Raw genomic sequence first — 10,079 nt, forward strand, 5'->3', positions numbered from 1 at the left:
TCATATACAATGATGTGGAGCGACTATTCCGCCGCCTCCGGTGCGTCGCCGTTGTCGGCAGCCGGCTCCGGCGCGGGTTTGGGTTTGCGGGCACGGGGTTTGCGCGCAGGCTTTTCCTTCCGCTCCGGTGCTTCGGACGCCGCCGCAGAGGCATTGTCCTTGCTTTCAGGGGTTTCGACCAGACCACTTTCCGGCGCCTCGGCCGGAGCGTCAAAGCTCATGACATCCGGTTGCGGTGCTTCGGCCAAATCTGCCTGGCGTGCTGCTTCGCGTTCCTGACGCTCGGCGCGTTCACGGTCACGCTCGGCCTGACGCTCGCGGTTCTGGCGCTCCTGCTCTTCGCGGCGCGCTTCAATCTCGCGCTGCGCTTCGCTCAGCAGGCGCAGGTAATGCTCGGCGTGCTGCTGAAAGTTCTCGGCGGCCACGCGGTCATTGGAGAGCTGAGCGTCGCGCGCCAACTGATTGTACTTGTCAATGATCTGCTGCGGTGTGCCACGCACTTTGCCCTCGGGGCCCGAGCTGTCAAAAACCCGGTTTACGACGTTGCCGCCAGAAGGACGATTGCGGTTGTTCTTGGCCCGCGAGCGGGATTTGGAGGATCTCATCTTATTTTACGTCAGCCTTGTCATTCGCTGTCGATCAACCCGTACCTTACGCTGCTCAGAGGCTTGTCCCGTAACGTGTCATCGACTTTTTTGGGCTTGGCGTCAGGGGTGCGCTGAAGCAGCGTCAACCTCGCCGACTAATCCTGAGTAAACATGTCCTGCGCGCGCAGACAAGGGGTTTGTCAGAAATTTCGCAGCTTTTTTACAATTACCGGCGTTTTTCAGCCGCAGAATCGCGCATTATCCAGGCATTTTGGCACCCACGACCCGGTCCCGGCCATCGAGATCGTGGATTACGCGAATATTCGACAATCCAGCCGCATCGAACAAAGCCGAGACATCCGAAGCTTGTTTCGGCCCGATCTCAACCAGAATACGCCCGCCCGGGACCAGAAAATCAGGGGCAGCGGACGCGATTTGGCGATACGCACCCAGTCCATCGCCTTCATCCGTCAGGGCCAATCGCGGCTCATGCTCGCGCACTTCAGGGGACAGTTCGTCCATCTCGGAAACCGAGATATATGGTGGATTAGAAACAATAAGGTCAAATTTCCCCTCAATGTTTCCAAACCAATTTGACTGGAGAATCTCGGTCCGAGTCTGCACCTGATGCTGCACCGCATTGGCGCTAGCTTGCAGACATGCGGCCTCGCTCAGATCAACACCAACGCCCGAGGCACTGGTGCGTTCGGCCAGCAGAGTGATCAGGATGCAGCCCGAACCCACTCCCAGATCCAAAACGTGATCGAATGGCTCACTAAGCGCCGCTTCAATCAGAGCTTCGGTCTCGGGTCGCGGATCAAGCACGTCTCCGCTGACACGAAAACGACGGCCGTAGAACTCCCGCTCGCCCAACAGATGCGAAACCGGCACCCGAATGGCGCGCAGCGAGACCAACTGGTCGTAACGTTCTGCTATATCCAGCGGTAGCTCTTCCGGCGCAATCAAGGTCACGCGGCTGGCTTCAACGCGGGCGGCATGGGCCAGCAAAAGGCGCGCATCGCGAGCCGGATCGGGTACACCCGCCGCCCGCAGGCGTGCTGTGGCCGCAACCATTGCCTGTGCCGCTGTCTGCGCCCCGGTCATTGAGACATCTCGGCCAGTAAGCGTGCCTGATCGTCAGCGGTCAGCGCGTCGATTACTTCGTCCAGATCGCCCTGCATCACCTGATCCAGCTTATAGAGCGTCAGGTTGATACGGTGGTCCGTCATCCGGCCCTGCGGGAAATTATAGGTCCTGATCCGCTCGGACCGGTCGCCCGAGCCGACCTGGCTGGCGCGATCCGCAGAACGCTCGCTGTCGATCCGCTGCCGCTCCAGATCATAAAGCCGCGTTTTAAGAACCTGCATCGCGATCTCGCGGTTGCGATGCTGAGACTTTTCCGAGCTGGTGACCACGATACCGCTGGGCAGGTGCGTGATCCGAACAGCCGAATCCGTCGTGTTCACGTGCTGCCCACCCGCACCCGAGCTGCGCATCGTGTCGATGCGAATATCATTCGCGTCGATCTGGATATCAACGTCCTCCGCCTCGGGCAGCACAGCCACAGTGGCCGCCGAGGTATGAATCCGCCCGCCGCTTTCCGTCTCGGGCACGCGCTGCACCCGATGCACACCGGACTCGTATTTCATTCGGGCAAAGACATTGTCGCCCTTGATATGGGCCACAACCTCTTTGATGCCGCCCAGGTCCGAGGCCTGTTCCTCGATAATCTCGAACTGCCAGCCATGAGCCTCGGCATAGCGCTGATACATGCGAAGCAGATCACCGGCAAATAGCGCCGCCTCGTCGCCTCCGGTTCCGGGCCGGATTTCAAGCATCGCCGGACGCGCATCGGCCGCGTCTTTGGGCAGCAACGCCAGTTGTAGCGCATGCTCGGCCTCGGGGATACGCGCCTGTAGCTGCGGTATTTCTTCCTCGGCCAGTTCCTTCATGTCCGGATCGGCCAGCATCGCCTCGGCCTCGGCCAGATCGGCCACCAGCTGTCTCCAGGCGGTGATCTGATCGACCACCGGCTTGAGGTCCGAGTATTCCTTGGCCAATGCCGCGATATCCCCGCCCGAGGCGCCATCGGCCATGGCCGCTTCGAGGTACTGGAATCGCTGAGTTATCTGTTCAAGGCGTTCTTCGGGGATCATCACGGCGGTGTCTATCATCCGGGGGCTTTGGTCAAGGGGCTGCATCGTGCTAAGCTTAGAGCCATGAAACGGATTGTGCTTGCTCTGACCCTGTGTGCATCCCCTGCCTTGGCCGATGTAATTGGCCCCGGCGGCAAGGTTCAGGATTGCTATTGTACCGACCAATCCGGGTCACGCGTCGAGTTGGGAGAGATGATTTGCCTGCAAGTCGACGGCCGCATGTTCATGGCGCAGTGTCAGATGTCGCTGAACGTACCGATGTGGCGTGAGGTGCAGGAAGGGTGCTTGTCCTCAGGGTTGCAACAAGACAAGCCACCCTTCGACACGATCCCGGTTCACCCCAAAATCTGACCGCCCAAACCGCAGCCTTGCATGAATACGCAGGATATCGCCGTCCTGCTGCGCAGTTGTGTAGTCCGGAAATCCCAATACGGGCGTACGTGTGACATAAGTGATCATTCCCTTCGCCACAGATCCCGCAACAACTTTGGTCCGCGCGGTGTCACGCGCGATCGCATCCAAACGAGCCAATCCGCCTGGACCGGTTTCGACGACGCGTAGAACGCCGCCTTTCATATCCCGGTCCACATCGCCAACTGGCGCGACATGCCAACGGTCAGGGTTGGATGGGGTCAGCCGAACATAGGCGCCGAGTGACACCAGCAGCCCCACCAGCAGCAATGGAATGATCATCTTCATCCTGTTCTCATACTTTTGGGAAAAGTACCGCGAACAATGAATGGCACAACCCACCCAGCCGCTTATCGCGACGTCACTCCGGGCAGAATGCACAAAAGCTCGAATAACAGGTTTGCCGCAGTCAATGCTGTGTTGCCCGAGGGATCATAGGGAGGAGACACCTCGACCAGATCGCAGCCCACCACGTTCATCCCCGCCAGTGCATGGATCAACTGCAGCGCCTGAGGCGTTGTTAATCCACCAATTTCGGGCGTTCCGGTACCGGGTGCGTAAGCCGGGTCCAGGCTGTCGATGTCATATGAAACATAGATCGGATGGTCCTCAACCGTTTTGCGGATTTGCGAGCCGATCTCGGTCAGGTTTTGCTGCCACAGATCCCACGCGGGAAACTGACGGAATCCCCAGGTCTGAGCCTCGGTAAAATCGCTGGCGGCATAGCCCGAGCCGCGGATACCGATCTGGAAAGTCTTGTCGGGAACGATCAGCCCTTCCTCGTAGGCGCGACGGAAGACAGTGCCGTGGGTCTCACGCTCACCGAACATTTCGTCATTGACGTCGGCATGGGCATCGACATGCACAAGTGCGACCGGGCCGTGCTTGGCGGCAATCGCGCGCAGGATCGGCAGTGTAATAGAGTGATCCCCACCCATGGCAACCGGGATCACACCCTGCGCCAGAATACCGTCATAGCTATCCTTGATGATCTTCAGACTGTCTGCCAGCGAGAACGTATTGATCGCCAGATCGCCAATATCCGCGATTTGCAGGCTGTCAAAAGGTGCAGCGAACGTCGCCATGTTGTAAGGCCGGATCATAGCGCTTTCGCTGCGGATCTGTTTTGGCCCGAACCGCGTCCCCGACCGCCACGAGGTGCCGATGTCCATCGGAATCCCAAGAACTGCCACGTCAAGCCCATCAAGCGAAGACGCCTGCGGCAAACGCATAAACGTGTTCGGCCCGGAAAACCGCGCAAGGTCGTTACCGCTGATCGGTTGATTGTAGTCTGTCATGCGTGTTGTTCTCCCATCCGGCCCGTTGGGTCTGCAAATACCGGAAGTATGGCTAACCAAAAGTTAATGCCTTGCGCAAAAACCCCTAAATCAGCTTGTTCCACCCCAACAAGCAGATGATTTGCGTTGCCACATGCGCCCCGGCAATCGCCGTCGCGCCCGAAGTGTCAAACGGGGGTGAGACCTCGACGACGTCGCCCCCCTTAATGTTTATCCCGGCGATGTCCCGCAGGATGATCTGCGCCTGAATGGAACTCAGCCCGCCCCAAACGGGCGTACCGGTGCCGGGCGCAAAAGCCGGGTCCAACCCATCGATGTCGAAGCTCAGATAAACCGGGCTGTCGCCCAATATGCCTTTGATCTTTTGGGCCACGGCGGCCGGGCCGGATTCGTAAACCTCGCGGGCGTCGATGATGTTGACGCCCAGCGTATCCTCATTTGTTGTACGAATGCCCACCTGAACGGATCGCTTCGGGTCGACTATCCCCGATTTCACGGCCTTGTAGAACATTGTCCCGTGATCCACGCGTGACATGTCGTCATCGGCCCATGTGTCCGTATGCGCATCGAACTGCAGCAAAGACATCGGCCCATATTTCTCGGCATAAGCCTTGAGGATCGGGAAGCTGATATAGTGATCCCCACCCAAGGCGACAGAGGCCACATCAGCCGCCAGAATGGTTCGGATATGATCAGTCAGTGTATCCGGAAAGGCCGGGATATTGGCGTAGTCATAGGCCATGTCACCGTAGTCCACGATTGCCAGTTCGCTGAGCGCGTCAAAGGGCCAGCCGTATGGCGCATCGGGCGACTGCAACGCGCTGGCCTCGCGGATGGCGCGAGGACCCAGCCGAGTGCCGGGACGGTTGGTAACCGCCTGATCGAACGGCACACCGGTCACCGCAATGTCGACGCCCTTGAGATCCTTTGTATAGAGACGGCGCAGGAACGACGTCGCACCACCAAAGGTATTCTCATTAGACAGACCTTTGAGATCCGGGTTGGTGAACGCCTCGTCCACCTGGTTCTTTGCATCTTCCAATGCCATATCGGGTTTTCTTCCTTCCAAAGTTCCCGATGGGCTGGCGACGCGCGTTAACGTCAAGCCACAGGCAGCGCCTTTTCCACGATCTTCGCAAAAAAGGATGCACCCACCGGCGCGATTTCATCGTTGAAGTTGTATTTCGGGTGGTGCAGGCCCGCGCCATCGCCCTGCCCCAAGAACAAGTAGGCACCGGGCCGTACCTGCAGCATGTAGGAAAAGTCCTCGGCCCCCATTTCGCGGCCGGAATTGGCGCTAACGCGTTCAGCACCCGAAACCTCGCGGGCAACGTCGGCGGCGAAAGCAACCTTTTCAGCGTCGTTGATCGTGGCAGGATAGCTCACTTGATATTCAAGCCGCGCCTCGACCCCGTAAGAGGTGGCCTGCCCCTGCACGATTTGCTCCATCCGTTCCATAACCATTTTCTGAACGGCAGGGTCGAAAGTGCGCACCGTGCCGTTGATATACGCCGTGTCCGGGATCACGTTGTTCACCGTTCCCGTATGTATCTGCGTAACCGACACCACCAGATCGTCCAGCGCATAGTGATTGCGGCTGACGATGGTCTGCATCGCCTGTGCAATACCACAAGCCGCCATCACCGGATCCCGGGTTTCATGCGGCATGGCGCCATGGCCGCCGACGCCCTGAATATGCACCTCGAACGTGTCGACGGCCGCCATGATCGGGCCCGGCGTCGTGTAGAACGTACCCTCTTCAAACCCGGGCGCATTGTGCAGCGCATAGACCTGGGAAATGTCGAACCGGTCCATGACACCTTCTTCAACCATCACCCCGGCGCCGCCACCTTCTTCCTCGGCGGGCTGAAAGATGAGCGCGACCCGGCCCCTGAAATTCCGCGTTTCCGCCAGATAGCGTGCGGCACCCAGCAGCATCGTGGTGTGCCCGTCATGACCGCAGGCATGCATCTTGCCCGGGTTCTTCGAGGCATAGCCGACGCCGGTCTCTTCCGGAATCGGTAGCGCGTCCATATCTGCGCGCAGACCGATCGTCGGACCTTCTCCTTGCCCGTTGATGATGGCGACGATTCCCGTCTTGGCAATTCCCTCGTGCAGTTCATCCACTCCGAACTCGCGCAAACGCTCAGCCACAAAGGCCGAGGTCTCGTAGCATTCGAACTCCAGTTCGGGGATCGAATGCAGGTGCTGGCGCCATTCGGTCATATCGGCGGTGAATTCAGCAATGCGGTTGACGACGGGCATCTGGGGTGGACTCCTGATCCAAGCTGCGAGATGGATGCATCTGACACCGGAATAAGGGGCTTCGCAATGGTTGAAAATCCGCTGATCCATGACTCGGACGCCGGGATCGAGCGTTTACTGGAAATCATGCGCCGTCTGCGCGACCCGGAAACGGGCTGCCCATGGGACATCGAACAGGATTTCGCCACCATCGCACCCTATACGATCGAAGAAGCCTACGAGGTCGCCGACGCCATTGAACGGCAGGCGTGGGACGAGTTGAAGGGCGAACTGGGCGATTTGCTGTTCCAGTCGGTGTTTCACGCCCAAATGGCCGAGGAAGCGGGGCATTTCGCTTTTCAGGACGTGGTGCGCTCCATGTCGGACAAGATGGTCGCCCGTCATCCACATGTATTCGGCGACGAATCCCGCGATAAATCCGCCGATCAGCAAACCGTGGATTGGGAGGCCATCAAGGCCGCAGAACGCGCCGGCAAAGAACAAAAAGGTGCGCTGGATGGGGTGGCATCCAACCTGCCCGCCCTGTTGCGCGCCTACAAGCTGCAAAAACGCGCGGCACGGGTGGGCTTCGACTGGCCCGACGCCAGCCACGTACTTGCCAAGATCACCGAAGAGGCCGCGGAACTGGAAGAGGCACGCGACAGCAAGGACGCAGATGCGCTGGAAGATGAATTCGGGGACCTGCTGTTCGTGATGGTCAATCTGGGGCGTCATCTGGGCATCGAACCCGAAGCCGCCCTGCGACGCACCAACGCCAAATTCACCCGCAGGTTCGGAAAGGTCGAGGCGCGGCTGGCGGAACGCGGCAGAACACCCGTGCAGAGCGATCTGGCCGAGATGGACGCGCTGTGGGATGAGGTCAAAAACGAAGAGCATCGGGCCAACGGCAAACTCCCGCCTGTGGATGCCGCTACCGGCGCCTAAAACCACTGGACAACGCGGGCCGCTCTTGTCAGTGTCCGCCCTTCAATACCCCGGAGGGCAGCCATGGCACCGCGCAAAATCATCATCGACACCGACCCCGGGCAGGACGACGCCGTCGCCATTCTGCTGGCGCTGGCAAGCCCCGAAGAGATCGAAGTTCTGGGTATCACAGCTGTTGCCGGAAACGTGCCGCTGGAGTTGACCGCCAAGAACGCCCGTATAGTCTGCGAACTGGCCGGGCACAGCCACATTCCTGTCTATGCCGGGTGTGACCGCCCGCTGAAACGGCCCTTGGTGACCGCCGAGCATGTACACGGAAAAACGGGTCTGGACGGACCCGTTCTGCCCGATCCGGAAATGCCGCTGGCTGATGGCCACGCCGCCGATTTCATCGTCGACACATTGCGCGCGCATGAACCGGGAACGGTAACGCTCTGCCCATTGGGCCCTCTGACCAATATTGCGACGGCCTTTGAAAAAGCGCCCGACATCATCGACCGGGTTCAGGAAATCGTGCTGATGGGCGGGGCGTATTTTGAGGTCGGCAACATCACACCCGCTGCCGAGTTCAACATTTACGTCGATCCGGAAGCGGCAGATATTGTTTTCAAATCCGGCGTTCATATCGTGGTGATGCCGCTGGACGTTACTCATGATGCGTTGGTCACGAAACAGCGCAACGATGCCTTCCGCGCACTGAACTCAAAAGTCGGTCATGCAGTGGCCGAAATGACGGATTTTTTTGAGCGGTTCGACAAGGAAAAATACGGCTCCGAAGGTGCCCCGCTGCATGATCCCTGCGTGACCGCGTACCTGATCCGGCCGGACCTGTTCGAGGGTCGCCATATCAACGTGCAAATCGAAACACAGTCCGAACTGACCATGGGAATGACCGTCGCAGACTGGTGGCGGGTCACCGATCACCCTCCGAATGCCATATTCATGGGCGAGATAGACGCGGATGGCTTTTTTGCCCTGCTCACCGAGCGGTTGGCGAAACTATGAGTGCTGCGCTCCGCCTTGCCCGCCCCGAGGACCTGGACCGTCTGATGACTCTGGTTTCAGCCTTTCATGTCGAAGCAGGTATCGAGCAGGATGCCGATCAAAGGCGCGAAGCCCTGCTGCCGCTTCTCGAAGGCATCCCTCATGGATGCGTTTATCTGATCGGCCCCGGCCGTGCCCCGCTGGGATACATCATTCTGACTTTCGGCTGGTCGGTCGAATTCGGGGGCATGGATGGGTTTGTGGACGAGATTTACATCCGCCCGGCCGTGCGTGGCCGCGGCATCGCAACCGAAGTTCTGCAAGAGCTCCCCAAAGCCCTTGCCGAGGCGGGGCTGACCGCCCTGCATCTTGAAGTCGACCGCACCAACGAGGCAGCCCAGAAGCTATATTTTCGTTCAGGTTTCAAGCCCCGCGAACGCTACATGCTGATGAGCAGAACGCTTTAGCGGGACTCTCCGCGGAAAATCAGATCCGGATTGTACATCCCCCTGACCGGGTCATCCTGAGAAACTTCTGCTCCTGTGATCGGATAGGTGTCGGGTCCTGCACAAGCGGCCAGGAAACTGATTGAGAGTGCTGAAATCGTCAGAAGGATCTTTGATACAGACATTGTAGCCCCCTTACTGCAATGTCCGGAGTATAGGCTACGTGTGTCGCGTTTCTTAGGTACAAGTTCACACATAACGATCTTTATGATGATCGCATCATGACATTTAGGCCTGCTAGGACCGATGAAATCAGGTGTTCTGAATAAAAAACAGCCGGTTAACGGCACTCTCCGGTTTTATCGGACGCCAGCGCCATTTCGAAGAACAGAAGATGGTCTTTGGCAACCTCGGGGATATCGGAATAAGCATCACGCAACTTGAAGCCCAAAGACAGGTATAAGCGAGTCGCAGCTTCAAGGGGCTTGCCCGTGTCCATTCGGATATAGCCATACCCGTCATCACGGCACTGTTCGATCAGCGCCAGCATGATGGCGCACCCCGCCCCGGTCCCGCGCGCTTTGTCGTTGACAAAGACCCGTTTGATTTCGGCAACACCGGGTTCCAGCGCGTGAAACATACCGCAGCCGACCGCCTGCCCGTCCAGCATAGCCAACCGGGCGCCGCCACAAGGCGGGGTATGTTCTGTCTCAACAGCCTCCATCAGGCGCTTATATTTTTCGTACGGATAGACAGTCTCGACAATCTGTGCCGACCTGTCGTCCAGCGACAACAGGAAATCCCGATATTCCCAACACAAACGCCGAACCGCATCGAAGTGGTCCGGCGCCTTGGGTTCTATGATCTTCAGCAAATGGCGATCCTCAAACAGCAACCGAGGATCAGCTTAGCACCACTCACATCACTTGCGAAGGATGGCCTTGCCTGCATACTCCGCAACCTCACCGAGGCTTTCCTCGATGCGGATCAGCTGGTTGTACTTGGCCA

At 58.8% G+C, this 10,079-nt stretch carries 14 protein-coding genes; 4 read left to right on the forward strand and 10 right to left on the reverse strand.

What is annotated here, in order from left to right:
• Positions 1 to 23: 23 nt before the first annotated feature.
• The 3 genes from AC2TDJ_RS06010 to prfA form a co-directional block, all read right to left on the reverse strand.
• On the reverse strand, positions 24 to 605 hold the full coding sequence (locus tag AC2TDJ_RS06010; RefSeq protein WP_480840151.1) for a DUF4167 domain-containing protein: 582 nt from the start codon (positions 603 to 605) through the stop codon (positions 24 to 26).
• Between the two features lie 240 nt (positions 606 to 845).
• Positions 846 to 1,691 (reverse strand): peptide chain release factor N(5)-glutamine methyltransferase, encoded by an 846-nt coding sequence (prmC, locus tag AC2TDJ_RS06015; RefSeq protein WP_480840153.1) that lies wholly within the window; start codon positions 1,689 to 1,691, stop codon positions 846 to 848.
• Positions 1,688 to 2,743, reverse strand: a complete 1,056-nt coding sequence (gene prfA / locus AC2TDJ_RS06020) for a peptide chain release factor 1 (RefSeq protein WP_480840251.1) — start codon at positions 2,741 to 2,743, stop codon at positions 1,688 to 1,690. The genes prmC and prfA overlap by 4 nt, the downstream gene beginning before the upstream one ends.
• Positions 2,744 to 2,806: 63 nt before the next feature.
• Here prfA and AC2TDJ_RS06025 point away from each other — a divergent pair, with 63 nt between their 5' ends.
• Positions 2,807 to 3,094 (forward strand): hypothetical protein, encoded by a 288-nt coding sequence (locus tag AC2TDJ_RS06025; protein ID WP_480840155.1) that lies wholly within the window; start codon positions 2,807 to 2,809, stop codon positions 3,092 to 3,094.
• Here the strand turns inward: AC2TDJ_RS06025 and AC2TDJ_RS06030 are convergent.
• The 4 genes from AC2TDJ_RS06030 to AC2TDJ_RS06045 form a co-directional block, all read right to left on the reverse strand.
• The gene (locus AC2TDJ_RS06030; RefSeq protein WP_480840157.1) at positions 3,035 to 3,442 is read right to left on the reverse strand and encodes a DUF1499 domain-containing protein; all 408 of its coding nucleotides are present in this window, start codon (positions 3,440 to 3,442) and stop codon (positions 3,035 to 3,037) included. The two genes, AC2TDJ_RS06025 and AC2TDJ_RS06030, sit on opposite strands and share 60 nt — an antisense overlap.
• Before the next feature lie 62 nt (positions 3,443 to 3,504).
• Positions 3,505 to 4,452, reverse strand: coding sequence for an agmatinase (gene speB / locus AC2TDJ_RS06035; RefSeq protein ID WP_480840159.1), 948 nt, complete (start codon positions 4,450 to 4,452; stop codon positions 3,505 to 3,507).
• A gap of 85 nt (positions 4,453 to 4,537) precedes the next feature.
• Positions 4,538 to 5,500, reverse strand: coding sequence for an agmatinase (speB, locus tag AC2TDJ_RS06040; protein ID WP_480840161.1), 963 nt, complete (start codon positions 5,498 to 5,500; stop codon positions 4,538 to 4,540).
• 53 nt (positions 5,501 to 5,553) lie between these two features.
• Positions 5,554 to 6,717 carry a M20 aminoacylase family protein gene (locus tag AC2TDJ_RS06045; protein WP_480840163.1) on the reverse strand — a complete coding sequence of 388 codons (1,164 nt, stop codon included), beginning with the start codon at positions 6,715 to 6,717 and terminating at the stop codon, positions 5,554 to 5,556.
• Between the two features lie 66 nt (positions 6,718 to 6,783).
• Here AC2TDJ_RS06045 and mazG point away from each other — a divergent pair, with 66 nt between their 5' ends.
• From mazG to AC2TDJ_RS06060, 3 genes are all read left to right on the forward strand, one after another.
• Positions 6,784 to 7,641, forward strand: coding sequence for a nucleoside triphosphate pyrophosphohydrolase (mazG, locus tag AC2TDJ_RS06050; protein WP_480840165.1), 858 nt, complete (start codon positions 6,784 to 6,786; stop codon positions 7,639 to 7,641).
• 63 nt (positions 7,642 to 7,704) lie between these two features.
• Positions 7,705 to 8,646 carry a nucleoside hydrolase gene (locus AC2TDJ_RS06055; RefSeq protein WP_480840166.1) on the forward strand — a complete coding sequence of 314 codons (942 nt, stop codon included), beginning with the start codon at positions 7,705 to 7,707 and terminating at the stop codon, positions 8,644 to 8,646.
• The gene (locus tag AC2TDJ_RS06060) at positions 8,643 to 9,092 is read left to right on the forward strand and encodes a GNAT family N-acetyltransferase (protein WP_480840168.1); all 450 of its coding nucleotides are present in this window, start codon (positions 8,643 to 8,645) and stop codon (positions 9,090 to 9,092) included. The genes AC2TDJ_RS06055 and AC2TDJ_RS06060 overlap by 4 nt, the downstream gene beginning before the upstream one ends.
• On the opposite strand, the gene AC2TDJ_RS06065 is transcribed toward AC2TDJ_RS06060, so the two are convergent.
• The 3 genes from AC2TDJ_RS06065 to AC2TDJ_RS06075 all read right to left on the reverse strand — a co-directional run.
• Positions 9,089 to 9,256: a hypothetical protein gene (locus tag AC2TDJ_RS06065; protein ID WP_480840170.1), complete on the reverse strand. Its 168-nt coding sequence runs from the start codon at positions 9,254 to 9,256 to the stop codon at positions 9,089 to 9,091. The genes AC2TDJ_RS06060 and AC2TDJ_RS06065 overlap by 4 nt on opposite strands.
• A gap of 155 nt (positions 9,257 to 9,411) precedes the next feature.
• Complete coding sequence (locus AC2TDJ_RS06070) at positions 9,412 to 9,945, reverse strand: GNAT family N-acetyltransferase (protein WP_480840172.1); 534 nt, start codon at positions 9,943 to 9,945, stop codon at positions 9,412 to 9,414.
• Positions 9,946 to 9,993: 48 nt separating this feature from the next.
• Positions 9,994 to 10,079: hypothetical protein (locus AC2TDJ_RS06075; protein WP_480840253.1), on the reverse strand; the 86-nt coding region annotated here is incomplete at its 5' end.

This window comes from Ruegeria sp. HKCCD6647-2 (assembly GCF_057221075.1).